Genomic DNA, 20,418 nt, shown 5'->3' with positions numbered 1-20,418 from the left:
AGCGCTATCCTGGCGCAATGTACTCACGACGAGGCTCCAAGCATGAACATCGGCCAAGCCGCCAAGCACACCGGCCTCAGCGCCAAGATGATCCGCTACTACGAGTCCATCGACCTGCTGCCGCGGGCCGGGCGTACGGAGAGCGGCTATCGGCAGTACAGCGCCAACGACCTGCACCGCCTGGTCTTTATCAAGCGGGCGCGGGATCTGGGGTTTTCCCTGGAGGAAGTGGGCCGGCTGCTGGCGCTGTGGCAGGACAAGAGTCGCGCCAGTGCCGATGTGAAGGCGCTGGCCGAGGGGCATATCGCCACGCTTTCGCGTAAGATCGCCGAGATGAGCGCGCTGCGCGATACGCTGGTGGAGCTGGCGAACAGCTGCCAGGGCGATAGCCGGCCGGATTGTCCGATTCTGCAGGGGCTGGAGGAAGGAGTGAGTTGCGGCGCGCCGGGATGTTCGTCGCACCGTCAGCCGTAGGGCGGGTGAAACCCGCCAGGTCGACAACGGCGGGTTGCACCCGCCCTACGTCAGTGGCGCCGCCAGTTCTAAAGCCCCTCCCATGGCACCGGGCGCAGCGTGAAGATGGTGCGCGCGGCGCATCCTACGGATGCGCCCTCCGGCTCAGCGCATCCAGGGTGGCGTCGGTTCGGCGTCCTTGGGCGCGTCTTCGGCATTGAGCAAGGCCTGGCGCCGTGCCTCTTCGGCCAGGGCGGCCTTGATCGCGCGCATCACCGCGTCGATATCGGCGGCGTCTTCGGCTTCGGCGAATTCGCCGGTCAGCTGGCTGTTCGGCTGCAGTTTGCCCGCCTCGTAGAGCGCCCACATTTCCTTGGCGTACTTGGTGTATTTCAGCTCGGGGGCAAATTGGCCGAAGTACTCGGCCATGTTGCGCACGTCGCGTTCGAGCATGCTGAAGGCATGGTTGTTGGCGGCGGCGTCCACTGCCTGCGGCAGGTCGATGATCACCGGGCCGTCCGGACCAAGCAGCACGTTGAATTCCGACAGGTCGCCATGCACCAGGCCGGCGCAGAGCATCTTGACGATTTCCTGGATCATGAAGGCGTGGAACTCGCGGGCGTCGTCCGGGTGCAGCTCGACGTCGTTGAGCCGCGGCGCCACGTCGCCCTGGCCGTCGCTGACCAGCTCCATCAGCAGCACGCCGTCGAGAAAGTCGTAGGGCTTGGGCACCCGCACGCCGGCGCTGGCCAGGTGGAACAGGGCCGCCACCTCGGCGTTCTGCCAGGCCTGCTCCTGCTCCTTGCGCCCGTACTTGCTGCCCTTGGCCATGGCCCGCGCCTGGCGGCTACCGCGCACCTTGCGGCCCTCCTGATACTCGGCGGCCTGGCGAAAACTGCGTTTGTTGGCTTCCTTGTAGACCTTGGCGCAGCGCAGCTCGTCGCCACAGCGCACCACATAGACCGCTGCTTCCTTGCCGCTCATCAGCGGGCGCAGCACTTCGTCCACCAGGCCGTCTTCGACCAGGGGTTCAATACGTTTGGGCGTCTTCATCGGCGTGGATCACGGGTCCTTTTTGGCCTGGGGCGGGGCTTGCAGGAGCCATCCTCTCACAGCGCGAGGCAGATGCCGACTCCCGCCGCGCATGCGCTGACCAGTTGCCCGACCGGGCAGCGCGGCAAATGCCGGGACCGCGCCCTCAGAGTGCGTCCAGCTGCGCCCGCAGGCGTCGCAGCACGGCCAGCGACTCGGGGTTGTCGCCGTGCACGCAGAGGCTGTCGGCGCGCAGGCGCAGCGGTTTGCCGTCGAGGTCGGGGAAGGCCTGGCCGCGGGCGATGGCCAGGGCCTGGGCGAGGATGCGTTCGGGGTCCTGGTGCACCGCGCCGCTGAGCCGGCGCGGCGCCAGCTGGCCGTCGGCCAGGTAGGCGCGGTCGGCGAAGGCCTCGAACATCAGCGGTACGTCGGCCTCGTCGGCCAGACACAACTCACGCTGGTTGTCGGCCAGGGCCAGCACCATCAGCGGCAGGCCCTTGCGGTAGCTGGCGCAGGCATCGAACACCGCGGCGAGCAGGGCATCGTCGCGCACCAGGTCGTTGTACAGCGCACCGTGCGGCTTGACGTAGGCCAGCTGGCCGCCGGCGGCGCGGCAGAAGGCGTCCAGCGCGCCGATCTGGTACAGCACCAGGGCGTGGACTTCCTCCGGCGAGCACTGCAGATGGCGGCGGCCGAAGCCCTGCAGGTCGGGGTAGGACGGATGAGCGCCGATGCGCACGCCGTGCTCAACCGCCAGCGCCACGCTGCGCGCCATGATCAGCGGGTCGCCGGCGTGAAAGCCGCAGGCCAGGTTGGCCTGGTCGATCAGCGGCATGGCCAGCGCGTCGTCGCCCATGCGCCAGGCGCCGAAGCCCTCGCCCATGTCGCAGTTGAGAAGGATGCGGTTCATGCCGGCAGCTTAAGGCGCGCCGGGCGATTCGCAAAGGCCGGCGGCTCAGCCGAGAAACAGTCGCATTTACAAAATTTACAACCCACTCCCAGCCCAGTCGCCACGCGCCCTGCAGAAGTTGCTTACGCCGTTGAAACTCATTCGCGATTGAACCTTATATGCAAATCACTATCATCGCGACCGTCTCGCCTCCAATCCTTACACCGCCAGGAGTAGATCGATGTCCGCCCTCAGTTCCCGCAGCGCCTTGGCCAGCGCCATTGCCCTCGTCACCAGCCTCGGCGCCCAGGCCAGCGAGCCGGTCGCCCTCGGCGACGTGGTGGTCACCGCCGCCGGCTTCGAGCAGAAGATCACCGACGCGCCGGCCAGCATCAGCGTGATCGGCCGCGAGGAGCTGCAGCAAAAGCGCTACAGCAACCTGGCCGAGGCCCTGGAGGACGTCGAAGGCGTCGACATCGGCCAGGGCACCGGCAAGACCGGCGGGCTGAACATCAGCATCCGCGGCCTGCCGAGCGACTACAGCCTGATCCTGATCGACGGCCGTCGGCAGAACGCCGCCGGCAACGTCACCCCCAACGGCTTCAACGAGACCGCCACCAGCTTCATGCCGCCGCTGTCGGCCATCGAGCGCATCGAGGTGATCCGCGGGCCGATGTCGACCCTGTATGGTTCCGACGCCATGGGCGGGGTGATCAACATCATCACCCGCAAGGTGGGCAAGGCCTGGGGCGGCAGCCTGACCCTGGATCACACCTTCCAGGAAAACCGCGACTTCGGCGACACCAGCAACACCAGCTTCTATGCCAGCGGCCCATTGATCGACAACCTGCTCGGCCTGCAGGTACGCGGCAGCCTGTACGACCGCGGCGAGTCCGACCTCGAGTTCGACGACGACAGCACCGTCAGCAAGCGCGGCGCAGCGCCGGTGGAGGGCCGCAACTACAACCTCGGCGGCCGCCTGACCTTCACCCCACAGGACAACCACGATTTCGCCCTGGACTTCGAGCGCGGCCGCCAGGTCTACGACAACGACGACTGCCAGCTCGGCACCCTGGACGGCAAGAGCGGCGGCAACGCCATCGGCGGCTGCAGCGTCGACCAACCGACCCTCGCCAACGGCTACCGGGACGAACTGCGTTTCCAGCGCGACCAGTTCGCCCTGTCGCACACCGGCCGTTTCGATATCGGCACCCTCGACAGCAGCCTGACCCACAACACCACCGAGACCCTGGGGCGCAGCATTCCCGGCACCGTCGGCGTGCCCTACACGGGCTACCCGGCCATCGTCGGCGGCGACGACCGCCTGCTGAAGTCCACCGATCTGGTGTTCGACAGCAAACTGGTGGCGCCAGTGGGCGAGTCGCACATCGTCACCCTCGGCGGCCAGTACTGGGACGCCAAGGTCGAGGACGGCATCGCCGACGAAGACTTCCAGCAGACCTCCTGGGCGCTGTTCGTCGAGGACGAGTGGCGCCTGCGCCACGACCTGGCCCTGACCCTGGGCGGCCGTTACGAGGATCACGAAGCCTTCGGCGGCCACTTCAGCCCGCGCGCCTACCTGGTGTGGAACACCAGCGACAACTGGACGCTCAAGGGCGGCGTGAGCAAGGGCTACAAGACGCCGAGCCTCAACCAGCTGCACGACGGCATCAACGGCGTCACCGCCCAGGGCCGCACCATCACCATCGGCAGCCCGGACCTCGACCCGGAAACCACCACCAACACCGAGTTCGGCGCCTACTACGACAACCTCGCCGGCTTCAGCGCCAATGCCACGCTGTTCCACACCAAGTTCAAGGACAAGATCGACGACGGCGCGACGATCGCCAACTGCAACTTCCCCGGCGCCCCGAACCAGCCGGGCTGCATCAGCCTGGGCAGCAGCTTCCTGCAGGAAAGCTTCGCGCAGAGCGTCAACATCGGCGAAGCCAAGACCCGGGGCGTGGAACTGGCCAGCCGCTGGCAGTTCGCCGCGGGCTGGACCCTGGCCGGCAACTACACCTACACCGACAGCGAGCAGAGCAGCGGCGCCGACAAGGGCGCGCCGCTGACCAACACGCCGCAGCACATGCTCAACGCCAGCCTCAACTGGCATGCAACCGAGCGCCTGAGCCTGTGGTTCAAGGGCGAGTACCGCGGCGAGCGGGCACGCTTCAACCAGCGCTACGCCAACCTGACGGCCGCCAACCAGGCGCTGCAGGATCAGGTCGGCGACCTCAAGGCCTACGAGCTGTTCCACCTCGGCGGCTCGTTCAAGGCGTCGCAGAACCTCACCCTCAACGCCACCCTCTACAACCTGTTCGACAAGGACTTCCTCGACGGCGAGAGCTACACCACCAATACCGGCGCCAGCGGCTGGGCCTCCTACTACACGCAGATCGCCCAATCCACCACCGGCACCCTCGAAGAGGGCCGTCGCCTGTGGCTGTCGGCCGTGCTCGAGTTCTGACCCGGCACCGTCCCAACCCCGGCCGCACGGCCGGGGTTATCGAATCGGCACCCTGCGCCAACGGCACTGGATCGGCTCGGCCGCGAGCAGGTGCAGGCCCTGCGCGAGGCCGGGCGTTATCGGCGGGATTTGTACCGAGGGCGGCCATGGGGCGTGCTCGGGCAAGCGCCGCACAGCCTTGGTGCACACCCCGGATTCGCGGCATTTCCCGCCACTTTTCCGCGACTTGCGCTTGTCACCCGGGCGACGCTGGGGTATCTGTGCACTCGCTGTGCTCCCAGATCAGTTCGGAATCGCCCATGACCTTCGAAGTCCCCGCCCATAGCGCCAGCGGCAAGCCCGCCGGGCGCATCCGCCAGAAGAACGAAGAAGCCATCATCCAAGCCGCCGAAGAGGAGTTCGCCCGCCACGGCTTCAAGGGCACCAGCATGAACACCATCGCGCAGAACGTCGGCCTGCCCAAGGCCAACCTGCACTACTACTTCAACAACAAACTGGGCCTGTACCTGGCGGTGCTGAGCAACATCCTCGAACTGTGGGACAGCACCTTCAACACCCTGACCGTCGACGACGACCCGGCCGAGGCGCTGGCGCGCTACATCCGCGCCAAGATGGAATTCTCCCGCCGCCAGCCGAAGGCCTCGCGGATCTTCGCCATGGAAGTGATCAGCGGCGGCGACTGCCTGTCGCAGTACTTCAACCAGAACTACCTGGACTGGTTCCGCGGCCGCGCCGCGGTGTTCGAGGCCTGGATCGCCGCCGGCAAGATGGATCCGGTCGACCCGGTGCACCTGATCTTCCTGCTGTGGAGCAGCACCCAGCACTACGCCGACTTCGCCTCGCAGATCTGCCGCGTCAGCGGCCGCTCGCGTCTGACCAAGCAGGACTTCGAAGCCGCCACAGGCAACTTGATCCAGATCATCCTCAAGGGCTGCGGCCTGACGCCGCCCGCCAAGCCCTGATGGCCTTCACCCTCAGCGCGCCCTGCGAGTACCGCGAGGAGATCCGCAAGAGCCGCTTTCACGCCCTCGCCGCACCGGTCGCCAGCGCGGCCGAGGCGCAGGCCTTTATCGCTGCCCACAGCGACCCCGGTGCCTCGCACAACTGCTGGGCCTGGAAGGTCGGCGCGCAGTACCGCTTCAGCGACGACGGCGAACCCGGCGGCACCGCCGGCCGGCCGATTCTCGCCGCCATCGAAGGCCAGGCGTGCGACCAGGTGGCGGTGCTGGTGATCCGCTGGTACGGCGGCATCCAGCTCGGCACCGGCGGCCTGGCACGTGCCTACGGCGGCAGCGCGGCCAAGTGCCTGCAGGGCGGCGAGCGCCGCGAGCTGGTGCCGCGCCAGGCCTGCCACTGCCACCTGCAGTTCGCCGAACTGGCGCCGTTCAAGGCGCGCCTGGGCGAGTTCGACGCCCTGCTGGAAAACGAGGCCTTCGACGCCAGCGGCGCCCGCCTCGAGCTAGCCGTGCCCGCCGCCCAGCTGGACGCGCTGGATCGACTGCTGGCCGACCTCAGCCGCGGCCGCGAACGGCTGCGCCGGTCATGAAGCGCGCCCTGCTGCCGCTGCTGCTGGCCGCGCCGCTGCACGCCGAGGTGCGCGAGCAGCTCGACTACCGCCACTACGACGCCCACCTCGAAACGCACGCCAGCCTGCGCCAGGCGCTGAACAGCGCCTCGCCGATCCGCCTGGGCGGCCAGACCTACCACGGCTTCACCCGCTGGCAGGTGGAATGGCGCTTCTGGTGGCGGGAGGCGCGCGATGGTCGCTGCCGTATCGAACGCAGCAGCACCCAGCTGCAGGCCAGCATCACCCTGCCGCGCCTGCACGGCGGCGACGCCCAGCAGCAACAGCGCTTCGCCCGCTACCTGGCGGCGCTCGAGGAACACGAACTGGGCCACTACCGCATCGGCCAGGCGGCGGCGCAGGCCATCGACGCGGCGCTGCTGGCGCTGCCGGAGCAAGCCGACTGCAAGACCCTGGAACAGCAGGCCAATGCTCGCGCCCACGCCACCTTGCAACGCCATATCGAGCGCGAACACCGCTACGACCGCGACACCGGCCACGGTGAAACCCAGGGCGCCTGGCTGGACGATTGAGCCGGCACGACCCGGTGCCGACGCGGCACAGAAAAAAGTTGAACCGCCATTAACCCGAACAGTCACTCTGCTTCGTCTACCCTCGCGTAACGGCCCATCGGCCATCGACAAGGAACCGCCCATGCGCACCATGACCCGTATCGCCACCGCCCTCGCCCTGGCCGCCGCCAGCCTGGCCAGCACCGCCCTGCTGGCCGAGGAGGCGCGCTACAACCAGATCGCCCTGCGCGCCGAGGTGAATCAGGAGGTCGCCCACGACCTGATGCACGTCACCCTCTATACCGAAGCGCAGCACGCCGACCCGGCCAAGCTGGCCGCCGAGATCACCAACACCCTCAACCAGACGCTGGAGCAGGTGCGCCAGGTGCGCGGCGTCTCGGTCAAGCTCGGCAGCCGTCACAGCTACCCGGTGTATGACGACAAGGGCCAGAAGATCACCGCCTGGCGCGAGCGCGCCGAAGTGCGCCTGGAAAGCGCCGACTTCGCCCGCCTGTCGGCACTGACCGGCGAGTTGCTGCAACAGATGAAGATGGCCGGCATGGACTTCAGCATCGCCACCGACACCCGCAAGACCCGCGAGGACGCCATGCTCAAGGACGCGGTGAATGCCTTCAAGGCCCGCGCCCAGCTGGCCACCGAGGCGCTCGGCGGCAAGGGCTACAAGCTGGTCAGCCTCAACCTCAACACCGGCGGTTTCCAGCCGCCGATGCCGCGCCACTACGCGGCCAAGGGCATGGCGATGATGGAAGCGGCGCCCACCCCGGAAATCGAGGCAGGCACCAGCCAGGTCACGGTCAGCGCCGACGGCGTCATCGAAGTGCAGATGCCCTGAACCACGCCCCGCAACAAGGCCACGCCGTTATCGTCAGATAACGGCGTTTCGCCATCTTTTCCCTGCAGAATTTTCATAAATGCGACAGCAAGTTACAGCGCTGTAGCGCTAACCATTTGCTGTGCGACATCGCGCTTGCCTCGGGCACAAGGGCTGCATAGTTTCGGCGGTGGCCTCCACAAGAGGCTCCTCAAGGATCACAACCACAACAACGATGAGGTCATGATGCGCAAGAACGCCGTTATCCAGGCTTTGCTTACCGCCGGGCTGATCGCCAGCGCCCCCCTCGCCAGCGCCGCCAACCTGGTGTTCTGCTCCGAAGGCAGCCCCGCCGGTTTCGACCCGGGCCTGTACACCACCGGCACCGATTTCGACGCCGCGGCGGAAACCATCTTCAACCGCCTGACCCAGTTCGAGCGCGGCGGCACCCAGGTCGAGCCCGGCCTGGCCGAAAGCTGGGAGGTGTCCGAGGACGGTCTGGTCTACACCTTCAAGCTGCGCCCCGGGGTGAAGTTCCACAGCACCGAGTACTTCAAGCCCAGCCGCGCATTCAACGCCGACGACGTGCTCTTCACCTTCGGCCGCATGCTCGACAAGGATCATCCCTTCCGCAAGGCCTACCCCACCGAGTTCCCCTACTTCACCGACATGGGCATGGACGCCAATATCGCCAAGCTGGAAAAGCTGGACGATCAGACGGTGCGCTTCACCCTCAACGAAGTGGACGCCGCCTTCGTGCAGAACCTGGCGATGAGCTTCGCCTCGATCCAGTCCGCCGAGTACGCCGACCAGTTGCTCAAGGCCGGCAAGGCCGCCGACATCAACCAGAAGCCGATCGGCACCGGCCCCTTCGTGTTCAGCCGCTACCAGAAGGACGCGGTGATCCGCTACAAGGGCAACCAGGACTACTGGAAGCCCGAGGACGTGAAGATCGACAACCTGATCTTCGCCATCAATACCGACGCCTCGGTGCGCATGCAGAAGCTCAAGGCCGGCGAATGCCACGTCACCCTGTTCCCGCGCCCGGCCGACATCGCCTCGCTGCAGCAGGACGCCAAGCTGCAGATGCCCGAACAGGCCGGCTTCAACGTCGGCTATATCGCCTACAACGTCACCCACCCGCCGTTCGACAAGCTGGAGGTGCGCCAGGCCCTGGACATGGCGGTGAACAAGCAGGCGATCCTCGACGCGGTGTACCAGAACGCCGGCCAGCTGGCAGTCAACGGCATGCCGCCGACCCAGTGGTCCTATAACGAGACCATCAAGGACCCGGCCTTCGACCCGGAGAAGGCCAAGGCGCTGCTCAAGGCCGCCGGTGTCGAGGAGGGTACCGAGATCACCCTGTGGGCCATGCCGGTGCAGCGCCCGTACAACCCCAACGCCAAGCAGATCGCCGAGATGCTGCAGGCCGACTGGGCCAAGATCGGCATCAAGGCACGCATCGTCACCTACGAATGGGGCGAATACCTCAAGCGTGCCAAGGCCGGCGAGCACGACGCCATGCTGATCGGCTGGAGCGGCGACAACGGTGACCCGGACAACTGGCTCGGCACCCTCTACGGCTGCGACGCGGTCGACGGCAACAACTTCTCCAAGTGGTGCTTCGAGGACTACGACAAGCTGGTCAAGGCTGCCAAGCGCACCACCGACCAGGCCGAGCGTACCGAGCTGTACCGGCAGGCGCAGGTGATCCTCAAGCGCGAGGTGCCGATCACCCCGCTGGCGCACTCCACCGTGTACCAGCCGATGCGCAAGGAGGTGCAGGACTTCCGCATCAGCCCCTTCGCGCTCAACTCCTTCTATGGTGTAGGTATCGCCCAGTGATGGCAGGCGGCGCGCCTGCGGGTGCGCCGTTTCTACCCGGATCAGGAGTTCACATGTCTTCCATGCCCTTTAAGCGCGGCGGCCTGCTGCTGGCCGCTTTGCTGTGCGCACAGGTCCAGGCGGCGAATAATCTGGTGGTGTGCAGCGAAGCCAGCCCGGAAGGTTTCGATATCGTCCAGTACACCGCCGCGACCACCGCCGATGCCACGGCCGAGACCCTGTTCGAACGCCTGGTGGCCTTCGCCCCCGGCAGCACCGAGCTGGTGCCGGCGCTGGCAGAAAGCTGGGAAATCTCCGCCGACGGCCTGAGCTACAGCTTCACCCTGCGCCAGGGGGTGAAATTTCACGCCAACAACGACTTCACGCCCACGCGCGCGTTCAATGCCGACGACGTGCTGTGGAGCTTCCAGCGCCAGCTCGATCCGAATCACCCCTGGCACAAGCTGTCGCTGCGCGGTTTCCCCTATGCCGAGGCCATGGGCCTGGCAAAGCTGATCGAGCGCATCGACAAGCTCGACGAACATCGGGTGCGCTTCGTCCTCAGGCATCCCGAGGCGCCCTTCCTGGCCAACCTGGCCATGGGCTTCGCCTCGATCTATTCGGCCGAGTATGCCGAGCATCTGCTCGCCGCGAACAAACCCGAGCGGCTCAACAGTCAGCCGGTTGGCACCGGCCCCTTCGTCTTCGAGCGCTATGCCAAGGACGCCCAGGTGCGCTTTCGCGGCAACCCGGAGTACTGGGATGGCGCGCCAGCGATCGAGCGCCTGGTGCTGGCCATCACCCCCGAACCCAACGTGCGCCAGCAGCGGCTCAAGGCCGGCGACTGCCAGATCGCCCTCTACCCGCGCCCAGTGGACATCCCGGCGCTCAAGGCCGACGCCAGACTGCAGGTGCTGGAGCTGGACTCGCTGCTGACCGCCTATATCGGCATCAACACCCGTCACCCGCCGCTGGACGACGTGCGCGTGCGCCAGGCGCTGAATCTGGCGTTCGACAAGGCTGCCTATATCCGCGCGCAGTACGGCGAAGGCAACGCCACGCCGGCCGTGGCGCCCTACCCGGCGACGCTCTGGGGCCATGACCCCGAGCTCGCGGACTGGCCGCATGACGTTGAACGGGCCAAGGCCCTGCTGGCCGAGGCCGGTCATGGCGATGGCTTCGCCCTGTCGATCTGGACCCGCCCCGGTGGCGGGCCGACCAACCCCAACCCGGGCATCGGCGCGCAGATGCTGCAGGCCGATCTCGCCGCCATCGGCATCCGCAGCGACATCCGCGTGTTCGAGTGGGGCGAGCTGATCAAGCGCGCCAAGAACGGCGAGCACGACCTGGTGTTCATGGGCTGGGCCGGCGACAACGGCGACCCGGACAACTTCCTCACCCCCAACCTGTCCTGCGCCGCCGCCGAGAGCGGCGAGAATCAGGCGGGTTGGTGCGACAAGGCCTTCGACGCGCTGATCACCCAGGCGCGCCGCGAGCCCGAGCAGGAAAAACGCGCCGCGCTGTATCGCCAGGCCCTGGCGATCTTCCATAAGCAGGCGCCCTGGATCGCCCTGGCCCACCCCAAGCAGTTCGCCGCGCTGCGCAAGGGTGTCGAGGGCTTCGTGCTCAGCCCGCTGGGGTCGAACAATTTCGCCAGGGTGAAGCTGCCATGAACAACCCTAGCCCGGATGCGATCCGGGACTACTCTCGCGCCCTATCCCCGGATTGCATCCGGGCTACGACACGACCACAACAACGCCGGACCATGCAGTCCGGCACCCGCATCCCGCCACGGAGTAGAACCGCCTGATGCTGTCCTTTATCGCCAGACGCCTGGGGCTTTTGATCCCCACCTTCTTCGGCGTCACCCTGCTGACCTTCGCCCTGATCCGCCTGATCCCCGGCGACCCGGTGGAAGTGATGATGGGCGAACGCCGCGTCGACCCGGAGATGCACGCCCAGGCCATGGAGCGCCTGGGGCTGAACAAGCCGCTGCATGAGCAGTACTTCGACTACATCGGCCAGCTCGCCAGCGGCAATCTGGGCGAGTCGCTGCGTTCGCGCGAAAGCGTGTGGCGCGAGTTCCTCAGCCTGTTCCCCGCCACCGTCGAACTGGCCCTGGCAGCCTTGCTGTTCGCCGGCACCCTGGGTCTGATCGCCGGGGTGATCGCCGCGCTCAAGCGCGGCTCGCTGTTCGACCACGGGGTGATGGGCATCTCGCTGACCGGCTACTCGATGCCGATCTTCTGGTGGGGCCTGCTGCTGATCATGTTCTTCTCGGTCGGCCTGGGCTGGACGCCGGTGTCCGGGCGTATCGATCTGCTCTACGACATCCCGCCGGTCACCGGCTTCATGCTGATCGACACCCTGCTCAGCGACGAGCAAGGCGCCTTCGTCGACGCCCTGCGCCACCTGATCCTGCCGGCCATCGTGCTCGGCACCATCCCGCTGGCGGTGATCGCCCGGATGACCCGCTCGGCCATGCTCGAAGTGCTGCGCGAGGACTACATCCGCACCGCGCGGGCCAAGGGCCTGTCGCCGGCGCGGGTGGTGTTCGTGCACGGCCTGCGCAACGCGCTGATCCCGGTACTGACGGTGTTCGGCCTGCAGGTCGGCAGCCTGCTGGCCGGCGCGGTGCTGACCGAGACCATCTTCTCCTGGCCGGGCATCGGCAAATGGCTGATCGAGGCCATCGGCGCCCGCGACTACCCGGTGGTGCAGAACGGCATCCTGCTGATCGCCTGCCTGGTGATCCTGGTCAACTTCACCGTGGACATCCTCTACGGCCTGGCCAATCCCCGTATTCGCCATCAGAAATAAGGACGGCGCCATGCATAACCACATCGATCACCTAGGGTGGATGACGCTCTTTTCATCCACCGTGAAAAGGCATCGGTGGACGGGTGAAACGTCGTCCACCCTACGCGAGGTGCGCCCATGACCGCCGCCACCAGCCTCGACCAGAGCCTGCTCTACCCCTCGCCGCTGAAGGAATTCTGGCAGGCCTTCAGCCATAACAAGGGCGCCCTCGCCGGCCTGGCGTTCATGCTGCTGATGCTGTTCTGCGCGCTGCTCGCGCCCTGGATCGCGCCGCATGATCCCAGCGAGCAGTACCGCGACTTCCTGCTCACCCCGCCGGTATGGCTGGACGGTGGCCAGTGGCGTTTCCTGCTCGGCACCGACGAGCTGGGCCGCGACCTGCTCTCGCGGCTGATCCATGGCGCGCGCCTGTCGCTGCTGATCGGCCTGGCCTCGGTGCTGCTGTCGCTGATCCCCGGCATCCTGCTGGGCCTGGCCGCCGGTTTCTTCCCGCGCCTGCTCGGCCCCGGCATCATGCGCCTGATGGACATCATGCTGGCGCTGCCCTCGCTGCTGCTGGCGGTGGCCATCGTCGCCATCCTCGGCCCGGGGCTGATCAACACCATCTTCGCCATCGCCATCGTCTCCCTGCCCAGCTACGTGCGCCTGACCCGCGCCGCGGTGATGGGCGAGCTCAGCCGCGACTACGTCACCGCCGCGCAGCTGGCCGGCGCGGGCCGGCTGAGGCTGATGTTCGTCACCGTGCTGCCCAACTGCATGGCACCGCTGATCGTGCAGGCGACGCTGAGCTTTTCCTCGGCGATTCTCGACGCCGCCGCGCTGGGCTTTCTCGGCCTCGGCGTGCAACCGCCGACGCCCGAGTGGGGCACCATGCTGGCCTCGGCGCGCGACTATATCGAGCGCGCCTGGTGGGTGGTGACCCTGCCCGGCCTGGCCATCCTGCTCAGCGTGCTGGCGATCAACCTGATGGGCGACGGCTTGCGCGACGCCCTCGACCCGAAACTGAAGAACGCCATCTGAGGAGGCCCATATGCACAAGACGATCACGGTGCGCATGGCGCCCCCCAGCTCCGTAGGGTGGATGACGCTCTTTTCATCCACCATGAACGCACCACGGTGGACGGGTGAAGCGTCGTCCACCCTAGGTACGGAGGCAAGCCGATGAGCCTGCTGGATATCCGCAATCTCTACGTGCGCTTCGGCGATGCCGATGCCGTGCCGGTGGTCGATGGCCTCGACCTCAGCGTGGAAAAGGGCGAGGTGCTGGCCATCGTCGGCGAGTCCGGCTCCGGCAAGTCGGTGACCATGATGGCGCTGATGGGCCTGATCGACGCCCCCGGCATCGTCCGCGCCGATTGCCTGCAGTTCGACGGCACCGACATGCTGCGCCTCAAGGGCCGCCAGCGCCGGCACATCGTCGGCAAGGACCTGGCCATGGTCTTCCAGGATCCGATGACCGCCCTCAATCCCAGCTACAGCGTGGGTTTCCAGATCGAGGAAGTGCTGCGTCAGCACCTCGGGCTGAAAGGCAAGGCCGCGCGCGCCCGTGCCCTCGAGCTGCTCGAACGGGTCGAGATTCCCGCCGCCGCCAGCCGCCTGGATGCCTACCCGCACCAGCTCTCCGGCGGCATGAGCCAGCGCGTGGCGATCGCCATGGCCATCGCCGCCGAACCCAAGCTGCTGATCGCCGACGAGCCGACCACGGCGCTGGACGTGACCATCCAGGCGCAGATCATGGAACTGCTGCTGAACCTGCAGCGCGACCAGAGCATGGCCCTGGTGCTGATCACCCACGACCTGGCGGTGGTCGCCGAGACCGCCCAGCGCGTCTGCGTGATGTACGCAGGGCAAGCGGTGGAGCTGGGCCGGGTGCCGACCCTGTTCGATGCACCGATACACCCCTATACCGAGGCGCTGCTCAAGGCGCTTCCTGAGAGGAGCCTGGCCGAACACGGCGCCGGCGCCCGCCGCCTGGCCACCCTGCCCGGCATCGTGCCCGGACGCTACGACCGTCCGCACGGCTGCCTGCTGTCGCCACGCTGCCCCTACGTGCAGCAGCGCTGCTTTGAGGAGCGCCCGGCGCTGGACCAACACGAGCGTGGCGCCGCGCGCTGCTTCTTTCCCCTGGAGGTGGCCCGATGAGCAGCGTACTCCAAGCCCAAGAACTGACCCGTCACTACAGCGTCTCGCGCGGCCTGTTCAAGCCGGCGGCAACGGTGCAGGCGCTCAACGGCGTGTCCTTCAGCCTCGAGGCCGGCAAGACCCTGGCGGTGGTCGGCGAGTCCGGCTGCGGCAAGTCCACCCTGGCCCGCGCCCTGACCCTGATCGAGGAGCCCAGTTCGGGCAGCCTGCAGATCGCCGGCCGCGAAGTGGCCGACGCCAGCAGGGCCGAGCGCAAGCAGTTGCGCCGCGACGTGCAGATGGTGTTCCAGAACCCCTATGCCTCGCTCAACCCGCGGCAGAAGGTCGGCGACCAGCTGGCCGAGCCGCTGTTGATCAACACCGCTCTGTCGCGCGCCGAACGACGCGAAAAGGTGCAGGCGATGATGCAGCAGGTGGGCCTGCGCCCCGAGCACTATGCGCGCTACCCGCACATGTTCTCCGGCGGCCAGCGCCAGCGCATCGCCCTGGCCCGCGCCATGATGCTGCAGCCCAAGGTGCTGGTGGCGGACGAGCCGACCTCGGCGCTGGACGTGTCGATCCAGGCGCAGGTGCTCAACCTGTTTATGGATTTACAGGAACAGTACGAGACCGGCTACGTGTTTATCTCGCACAACCTCGCGGTGGTGCGCCACGTCGCCGACGAGGTGCTGGTGATGTACCTCGGCCGGCCTGTGGAAATGGGCGCCAGCGAGGCCATCTACAGCCGCCCGCTGCACCCCTACACCCAGGCGCTGCTGTCGGCCACCCCGGCGATTCATCCCGATCCGCACAAACCCAGGATCAGGATAGTCGGCGAGCTGCCCAACCCGCTCGACCCGCCGTCCGGCTGCGCCTTCCACCAGCGCTGCCCGCATGCCGACGCGCGTTGCCGCGGCGAATGCCCCGAGCTGCGCCTGATCGATGCACGGCAGGTGGCCTGCCACCATGTCGAGCGGATCAACGGCTAGCAGGCTCAACCGCAGGTTGGCGCTGAGCGCAGCGAAGCCCAACGAGCAGCCCAAGAGCAGCGCTCATGGGGGGCGTTGGGCCTCGTCGCCGGCTCCTCAACCCAACCTACGTGCCGAGGGGGAAAACCTCCTCGCCATCTCAAGGCGCCGGCGGCAGGGTCAGTTCGATGCTTTCCGCCAGCGAATCCTCCAGCCGCTGCAACTCGACGCCCACCGCAGCGGCGTCGTCGGCCAGGGACTCGGCGATGCGGATGAACTCCGGCGTCGCCTCGACGAAGGCCAGCACCACCATGGGGTCGAAGCGCGTGCCGCTGGCCGCGCCGATCTGCGTCACCGCCTGCGCCGGGCTGATGCGCGGCAGGTAGGGATGCTGGCAGGTCAGCTCCTCGAAATGACCGATCAGCGCCATCAGCCGCGCCGACAGCGGGATCTGCTCGCCGTGCAGGCCCTGTGGGTAACCCTTGCCGTCCCAGCGTTCGTGCTGGCCGTAGACGATGTCCTTGGCGTCGGAGAGGAAGTTGGTGCTGCTGCCCAGCTTGCGTTCGGCCCGTTCCAGCGCGTCGCGCCCGGCGATCACGCCGTCCTTGAGCAGGCGCAGATCGCGTTCGTCCGGCTCGCCGTGGCTGAGCAGCACGCGGTCGGGCAGGGTCAGGCGGCCGATCACGTGGAGCATGGCCGACTTGCCGAGCTGGGCGATGCGTTCCCCGTCCAGCTGCCGCGACAGCGCCGGTTGCTGGCGCGCCAGGGCCGTGGCGAGGCAACTCATATAGCGCTCGATCCGCGCCAGGTGCCGGCCGCAGGGGTTGTCGCGCATCACCGCCAGGCTGGCCATGGCCTCGATGGTCACGTCCTGCAGTTTCTGGATGTCGCGGGTGCGGCGCTTGACCTCCAGCTCCAGGTACTCGCTCTTGTCGCGCAGGTAGTCGGTGGCGGCCTTGAGCTGCAGCTGCGCCTTGACCCGGGCGAGGACGATGGGCGGACTGATCGGCTTGGTGATGTAGTCGGCGGCGCCGAGGTCGAAGCCCAGCTGTTCGTCGGCCACCTCGCTCTTGGCGGTGAGGAAGATCAGCGGGATGTCGCGGGTCTGCGGGTCGGCCTTGAGCCGCCGGCAGACTTCGTAGCCGTCCATCTCCGGCATCATGATGTCGAGCAGGATCAGGTCCGGCGCCGGGCTGCCCTGGGCGATACGCAGGGCCTTGGCGCCGCTGTTGGCGACCTTGACCCGGTAACGGTCGATCAGCAGTTCGCTGATCAGCTGCAGGTTGTCCGGGGTGTCGTCCACCACCAGGATCATCTCCTGCTCGGGCCTGTCGAGCATCTCGACCATCGCATCCCCCTGTTTCAGCACTCTATGCCCTGCTCGGCCGCAGCCTCGCGCAAGGCCAGCAGCCCCTGTTCGAAATCGTAGCCGTGCACCGCGCGGGCGATGGCGGCATACCCCTCATTAAAGGCGCTCTGCAGCATTTCGCGCTGTTCCTCCAGCAGTTTTCCGCTGCGCGGGTCGTCCTCGTCGAGCAGCCGCGCCAGTTGCTGGCAGACCCGCTGCAATTCGCCGGGCTCGACAGTGACCGCGCGCGGCGCCGGCAGCGCCGGCAGTTGCGCGGCGATGGCGGCGAGCAGCGCCTGCAGCGAGGGCTCCAGCTCGCCGAGCAGCGCCTCGATCCGCGCCGCGTCGGCGCCCTGCCGCAGGGCCTGCTCCAGCGCCGCGGCCTGCGCCTGCAAGGCGCCGGCGCCGATGTTGCCGGCCAGGCCCTTGAAGGTGTGGGCCAAACGCTCGGCGCGCGCGCCGTCGGCATCGGCCAAGGCGGCGCGCAGCTGCGCGGGGAACTCGCCCTGCCCGGCGGCGAACTTGCCGAGCAGCTCCAGGTACAGCACGCGCTTGCCCAGCACCCGGCGCAGGCCGCTGGCCACGTCCACGCCCGGCAGCGCGAAACCGAGATCGGTCGGCTCTGTCGGTGCGTTGACGACCGTCGCGGCCGCCGGCAGCCAGCGCTGCAAGGTGGCCCAGAGCGTGGCCGGCTCGATGGGCTTGCTCAGGTGATCGTTCATCCCCGCGTCCAGACAGGCCTGGCGGTCGGCGTCCAGGGCGTTGGCGGTCATGGCCAGGATCGGCAGCGCGGCGAAGCGCGGCTGGGCGCGCAGCACGCGGGTGGCCGCCAGACCGTCGAGCACCGGCATCTGCATGTCCATCAGCACCAGCTGGTAATGCTCGTCCGCCGCCGCCTGCAGGCGCTCGATGGCCTGCGCGCCGTCGCCGGCCACCTCAACCTGCAGCCCGGCCTCCTGCAGCAGGCCGCTGGCCACTTCCTGGTTCAGCTCGTTGTCCTCCACCAGCAGCACGCGGCGGCCGGCGAAATCCGGTACCGCCTCACCCACGCCGCTGCGCGCATAGCTGCTCAGCCCGCCGTTGCCGCCCAGGCAGCGCATCGCCGCATCGAACAGCAGCGAGGGGTTGAGCGGCTTGAGCAGGACGTCCTCGACGCCGACCCGCTGCGCGCCCTGCAGCAGCTCCTCGCGGCCGTGGGCGCTGACCATCAGCAGCTTGGGCGGCGGCGTCAGCGCCAGCGCGCGCACCCGCCGGGCCAGCTCCAGACCGTCCATGCCGGGCATCTGCCAGTCGATGAAGAGCAGCTCGAAGCCCTCGCCGGCGGCCTGCGCCTGGCGTACCAGGGCCAGCGCCTGCACGCCGTCTGCGGCCTCGGCGACGCGAAAGGTCATGCTGCTCAGCAGCTCGGCAAGCACCTGGCGGGCATTGTCGTTGTCGTCCACCACCAGCACCCGCCGCCCGCGCAGATCGGCCTGCGGCTGCAGCGCCGGGCGCTGGCGACTGGCCAGGGTGAACGGCAGGTGGCACCAGAAGCGGCTGCCGACGCCAACCTGGCTGTCCACCCCGACCTCGCCGCCCATGGCTTCGGCCAGGCGCTTGCAGATGGCCAGGCCGAGGCCGGTGCCGCCGTACTTGCGGGTGGTGGAGCTGTCCGCCTGCTGGAAGGATTCAAACAGCCGCGCCTGCTGCTCGGCGTCCAGGCCGATGCCGGTGTCGCGCACCGAAAACAGCAACCAGACCTGCTTGCCGTCGCGCCGCTCCAGTTCGATGCGCACCTCCACCTCGCCCTCGGCGGTGAACTTCACCGCATTGTTGGCGTAGTTGATCAGGATCTGCCCCAGCCGCAGCGGGTCGCCGAGCAGGCTGCAGGGCACCTGCGGATCGAGGCGGAACAGCAGCTCCAGGCCCTTGGCCGCGGCCTTGTCGCCGATCAGGTTGGCCAGGTTGTCGAGCACCTGCTCGAGGTCGAACTCGATGCACTCGACGCTGACCTTGCCGGCCTCGATCTTGGAGAAATCGAGGATGTCGTTGATCACCCCGAGCAGGTGCTGGCCGGCCTGCTGGATCTTGTTCAGGTAGTCGCGCTGGCGCGGGTCGAGGTCGGTCTTCAGCGCCAGGTGCGACATGCCGATGATCGCGTTCATCGGCGTGCGGATCTCGTGGCTCATGTTGGCGAGAAAGTCCGCCTTGGCCCGCGCCGCTTGCTCGGCCAGCGCCTTGGCCCGCGCCATGGCCTCCTCGACCTCCTTGCGCACGGTGATGTCGCGGCCGGTGCCGACCAGCCCGAGCAACTGCCCGCGGTCGTCGTAGAAGGCCACCCGCAGGGTGTCGTAGAGCACCCGCCGGCCGTCGGCGTGGTCCAGCCAGGTCTCGGTTTCCAGCGGCGCGCGGCTGGCCAGGGCGCGGCGGTCGAGGCCGGCGCGCTCGCGGCTGAGCGCGGCGTCGAACAGCTGCTCGTCGCGGCAGCCGACCAGGCTCTCCGGGCTGCGCGCGAAGATCGCGGCGAAGGCCGGGTTGCAGCCGCGGTAGACCCCCTCGACATCCTTGAACCAGATCGGGTCGGGAATCGCGTTGATCAGCGCCAGCAGGGTGCTGCGCTGGCGCCTGGCCTCGGCCTCGGCGCGCTGGCGCTCGGCGATCTGCACCGCCAGGCGGCGGTTCCACACCAGCACGAAGACGATCAGCGCCAGCAGGCCGAGGGCGTAGGGCCAGCCCACCTGCAGCGCCTTGCGCCAGTTGAACTCGGTCAGCGGCGGCAGCCAGCGGTCGCGGATCGCCTCGCGCTCCTCGCGGCCGAGGCTGGCCAGGGCGCGGTCGAGCAGGTCGACCAGTTGCGGCAGGTCACGGCGCACGCCGAAGCGTATCTCGCTGCTGCTCAGCCCCGACTCGCCGCGCAGCTCCAGGTTGGTCAGGTTGTGCCGGCGGATCAGGTAGCTGGCCACTATCATGTCGCCGACATAGGCCTCGGCGCGCCCGGACGACACCGCGCGCAGGGCCTCCTCGGTGTTCAGGGTCTCGACGAACGCGATGCCGGCCACCTCGTCGCGCAGCAATTGCTGCAGCACATAGCCGCGCTCGATGGCCACGCGCTTGCCGGCCAGGTCGGCGATCTGCTGCACGGGCACCTCGGGGCGGCTGAAGATCAGGCTGCTGCTGACCAGATAGGGGTCGCTGAAGCGCATCCAGCCCTCGCGCTCGGGGGTGCGCGCCACCGACGGCAGGATCTCGATGCGACCCTCGCGCAGCGCGGCCAGGGCCTGCTCCCAGTCGTCGAAATAGACCGCGTCGACCTCCACTCCCAGGCGCTCGCCGAGCAGGCGCAGGTAATCGGCGCTGATGCCCTGATAGCGGCCGTCCTCGACCATGTCGAACGGCGGCCAGCCGGTACGCTCCACCCCCACCAGCAGCTGCGGGTGCTGCGCTAGCCAGTGCTGCTCCGCCTTGCTCAGCGGCAACGCCGCCAGTGCCGGCGCCAGCGCGCCCCACAGCAGCAACGCCAGCGCCCAAAGAGCATAACGCGCCATGCCTGCATCCCCTTGCCGGCCGTCGATGGGCTGTAAGCCTAGCCCGGCTTTGAAAGCGCAT

The 20,418-nt window shown here is 67.9% G+C and carries 16 protein-coding genes; 12 read left to right on the top strand and 4 right to left on the bottom strand.

All coding sequences use genetic code 11. The annotated features are described in order from the left end of the window. The first annotated feature begins 42 nt into the window (after positions 1-42). Positions 43-474 carry a Cu(I)-responsive transcriptional regulator gene (gene cueR / locus ACW9UL_RS03970; protein WP_457789035.1) on the top strand — a complete coding sequence of 144 codons (432 nt, stop codon included), beginning with the start codon at positions 43-45 and terminating at the stop codon, positions 472-474. Between the two features lie 144 nt (positions 475-618). On the opposite strand, the gene ACW9UL_RS03965 is transcribed toward cueR, so the two are convergent. Both ACW9UL_RS03965 and ACW9UL_RS03960 read right to left on the bottom strand, forming a co-directional pair. After that, positions 619-1,506 carry a PA4780 family RIO1-like protein kinase gene (locus tag ACW9UL_RS03965; RefSeq protein ID WP_457789033.1) on the bottom strand — a complete coding sequence of 296 codons (888 nt, stop codon included), beginning with the start codon at positions 1,504-1,506 and terminating at the stop codon, positions 619-621. A gap of 145 nt (positions 1,507-1,651) precedes the next feature. After that, positions 1,652-2,395, bottom strand: a complete 744-nt coding sequence (locus tag ACW9UL_RS03960) for a 5-oxoprolinase subunit PxpA (protein WP_457789031.1) — start codon at positions 2,393-2,395, stop codon at positions 1,652-1,654. Between the two features lie 220 nt (positions 2,396-2,615). On the opposite strand from ACW9UL_RS03960, the gene ACW9UL_RS03955 reads away from it, so the two are divergent. The 11 genes from ACW9UL_RS03955 (at position 2,616) to ACW9UL_RS03905 (ending at position 15,506) form a co-directional block, all read left to right on the top strand. Then, positions 2,616-4,844, top strand: a complete 2,229-nt coding sequence (locus tag ACW9UL_RS03955; RefSeq protein ID WP_457789029.1) for a TonB-dependent receptor domain-containing protein — start codon at positions 2,616-2,618, stop codon at positions 4,842-4,844. A gap of 299 nt (positions 4,845-5,143) precedes the next feature. Further along, complete coding sequence (locus ACW9UL_RS03950) at positions 5,144-5,806, top strand: TetR/AcrR family transcriptional regulator (protein ID WP_021446338.1); 663 nt, start codon at positions 5,144-5,146, stop codon at positions 5,804-5,806. Beyond that, entirely contained in the window at positions 5,806-6,390 is a 585-nt protein-coding gene (locus tag ACW9UL_RS03945) for an IMPACT family protein (protein ID WP_122108192.1), read from the top strand. The genes ACW9UL_RS03950 and ACW9UL_RS03945 overlap by 1 nt, the downstream gene beginning before the upstream one ends. After that, complete coding sequence (locus ACW9UL_RS03940) at positions 6,387-6,941, top strand: DUF922 domain-containing protein (protein ID WP_457789027.1); 555 nt, start codon at positions 6,387-6,389, stop codon at positions 6,939-6,941. Before ACW9UL_RS03945 ends, ACW9UL_RS03940 begins: the two co-directional genes overlap by 4 nt. 121 nt (positions 6,942-7,062) lie before the next feature. After that, positions 7,063-7,773 (top strand): SIMPL domain-containing protein, encoded by a 711-nt coding sequence (locus ACW9UL_RS03935; protein ID WP_457789025.1) that lies wholly within the window; start codon positions 7,063-7,065, stop codon positions 7,771-7,773. A gap of 225 nt (positions 7,774-7,998) precedes the next feature. Then, the gene (locus tag ACW9UL_RS03930; protein WP_457790906.1) at positions 7,999-9,597 is read left to right on the top strand and encodes an ABC transporter substrate-binding protein; all 1,599 of its coding nucleotides are present in this window, start codon (positions 7,999-8,001) and stop codon (positions 9,595-9,597) included. Between the two features lie 53 nt (positions 9,598-9,650). Continuing rightward, positions 9,651-11,249: an ABC transporter substrate-binding protein gene (locus tag ACW9UL_RS03925; protein WP_457789023.1), complete on the top strand. Its 1,599-nt coding sequence runs from the start codon at positions 9,651-9,653 to the stop codon at positions 11,247-11,249. A gap of 136 nt (positions 11,250-11,385) precedes the next feature. After that, positions 11,386-12,396 carry an ABC transporter permease subunit gene (locus ACW9UL_RS03920; protein WP_021442279.1) on the top strand — a complete coding sequence of 337 codons (1,011 nt, stop codon included), beginning with the start codon at positions 11,386-11,388 and terminating at the stop codon, positions 12,394-12,396. Between the two features lie 117 nt (positions 12,397-12,513). Further along, entirely contained in the window at positions 12,514-13,416 is a 903-nt protein-coding gene (locus tag ACW9UL_RS03915) for an ABC transporter permease subunit (protein ID WP_457789016.1), read from the top strand. A 141-nt stretch (positions 13,417-13,557) separates the two neighbouring features. After that, positions 13,558-14,538 (top strand): ABC transporter ATP-binding protein, encoded by a 981-nt coding sequence (locus ACW9UL_RS03910; protein ID WP_457789014.1) that lies wholly within the window; start codon positions 13,558-13,560, stop codon positions 14,536-14,538. Continuing rightward, the gene (locus tag ACW9UL_RS03905; protein WP_457789012.1) at positions 14,535-15,506 is read left to right on the top strand and encodes a peptide ABC transporter ATP-binding protein; all 972 of its coding nucleotides are present in this window, start codon (positions 14,535-14,537) and stop codon (positions 15,504-15,506) included. The genes ACW9UL_RS03910 and ACW9UL_RS03905 overlap by 4 nt, the downstream gene beginning before the upstream one ends. A gap of 139 nt (positions 15,507-15,645) precedes the next feature. Here ACW9UL_RS03905 and ACW9UL_RS03900 read toward each other — a convergent pair whose 3' ends face one another. Both ACW9UL_RS03900 and ACW9UL_RS03895 read right to left on the bottom strand, forming a co-directional pair. Further along, the gene (locus ACW9UL_RS03900) at positions 15,646-16,833 is read right to left on the bottom strand and encodes a response regulator (RefSeq protein WP_457789010.1); all 1,188 of its coding nucleotides are present in this window, start codon (positions 16,831-16,833) and stop codon (positions 15,646-15,648) included. A 14-nt stretch (positions 16,834-16,847) separates the two neighbouring features. Further along, a complete protein-coding gene (locus ACW9UL_RS03895) occupies positions 16,848-20,357 on the bottom strand; it encodes a response regulator (RefSeq protein ID WP_457789008.1) in 3,510 nt (1,169 codons plus the stop codon). Positions 20,358-20,418 lie beyond the last annotated feature (61 nt).

It is taken from the genome of Pseudomonas sp. PL-6, from assembly GCF_054110165.1.
The sequence above is the reverse complement of the archived record's forward strand: the minus strand, read 5'-3'. Positions and strand labels throughout refer to the sequence as shown.

What these genes read in the sequence shown, in the direction of transcription:
- cueR (WP_457789035.1), top strand. Translation starts at nt 43, where the DNA reads ATGAACATCGGCCAAGCCGCCAAGCACACCGGCCTCAGCGCCAAGATG.
- ACW9UL_RS03965 (WP_457789033.1), bottom strand. Translation starts at nt 1,506, where the DNA reads ATGAAGACGCCCAAACGTATTGAACCCCTGGTCGAAGACGGCCTGGTG.
- ACW9UL_RS03960 (WP_457789031.1), bottom strand. Translation starts at nt 2,395, where the DNA reads ATGAACCGCATCCTTCTCAACTGCGACATGGGCGAGGGCTTCGGCGCC.
- ACW9UL_RS03955 (WP_457789029.1), top strand. Translation starts at nt 2,616, where the DNA reads ATGTCCGCCCTCAGTTCCCGCAGCGCCTTGGCCAGCGCCATTGCCCTC.
- ACW9UL_RS03950 (WP_021446338.1), top strand. Translation starts at nt 5,144, where the DNA reads ATGACCTTCGAAGTCCCCGCCCATAGCGCCAGCGGCAAGCCCGCCGGG.
- ACW9UL_RS03945 (WP_122108192.1), top strand. Translation starts at nt 5,806, where the DNA reads ATGGCCTTCACCCTCAGCGCGCCCTGCGAGTACCGCGAGGAGATCCGC.
- ACW9UL_RS03940 (WP_457789027.1), top strand. Translation starts at nt 6,387, where the DNA reads ATGAAGCGCGCCCTGCTGCCGCTGCTGCTGGCCGCGCCGCTGCACGCC.
- ACW9UL_RS03935 (WP_457789025.1), top strand. Translation starts at nt 7,063, where the DNA reads ATGCGCACCATGACCCGTATCGCCACCGCCCTCGCCCTGGCCGCCGCC.
- ACW9UL_RS03930 (WP_457790906.1), top strand. Translation starts at nt 7,999, where the DNA reads ATGCGCAAGAACGCCGTTATCCAGGCTTTGCTTACCGCCGGGCTGATC.
- ACW9UL_RS03925 (WP_457789023.1), top strand. Translation starts at nt 9,651, where the DNA reads ATGTCTTCCATGCCCTTTAAGCGCGGCGGCCTGCTGCTGGCCGCTTTG.
- ACW9UL_RS03920 (WP_021442279.1), top strand. Translation starts at nt 11,386, where the DNA reads ATGCTGTCCTTTATCGCCAGACGCCTGGGGCTTTTGATCCCCACCTTC.
- ACW9UL_RS03915 (WP_457789016.1), top strand. Translation starts at nt 12,514, where the DNA reads ATGACCGCCGCCACCAGCCTCGACCAGAGCCTGCTCTACCCCTCGCCG.
- ACW9UL_RS03910 (WP_457789014.1), top strand. Translation starts at nt 13,558, where the DNA reads ATGAGCCTGCTGGATATCCGCAATCTCTACGTGCGCTTCGGCGATGCC.
- ACW9UL_RS03905 (WP_457789012.1), top strand. Translation starts at nt 14,535, where the DNA reads ATGAGCAGCGTACTCCAAGCCCAAGAACTGACCCGTCACTACAGCGTC.
- ACW9UL_RS03900 (WP_457789010.1), bottom strand. Translation starts at nt 16,833, where the DNA reads ATGGTCGAGATGCTCGACAGGCCCGAGCAGGAGATGATCCTGGTGGTG.
- ACW9UL_RS03895 (WP_457789008.1), bottom strand. Translation starts at nt 20,357, where the DNA reads ATGGCGCGTTATGCTCTTTGGGCGCTGGCGTTGCTGCTGTGGGGCGCG.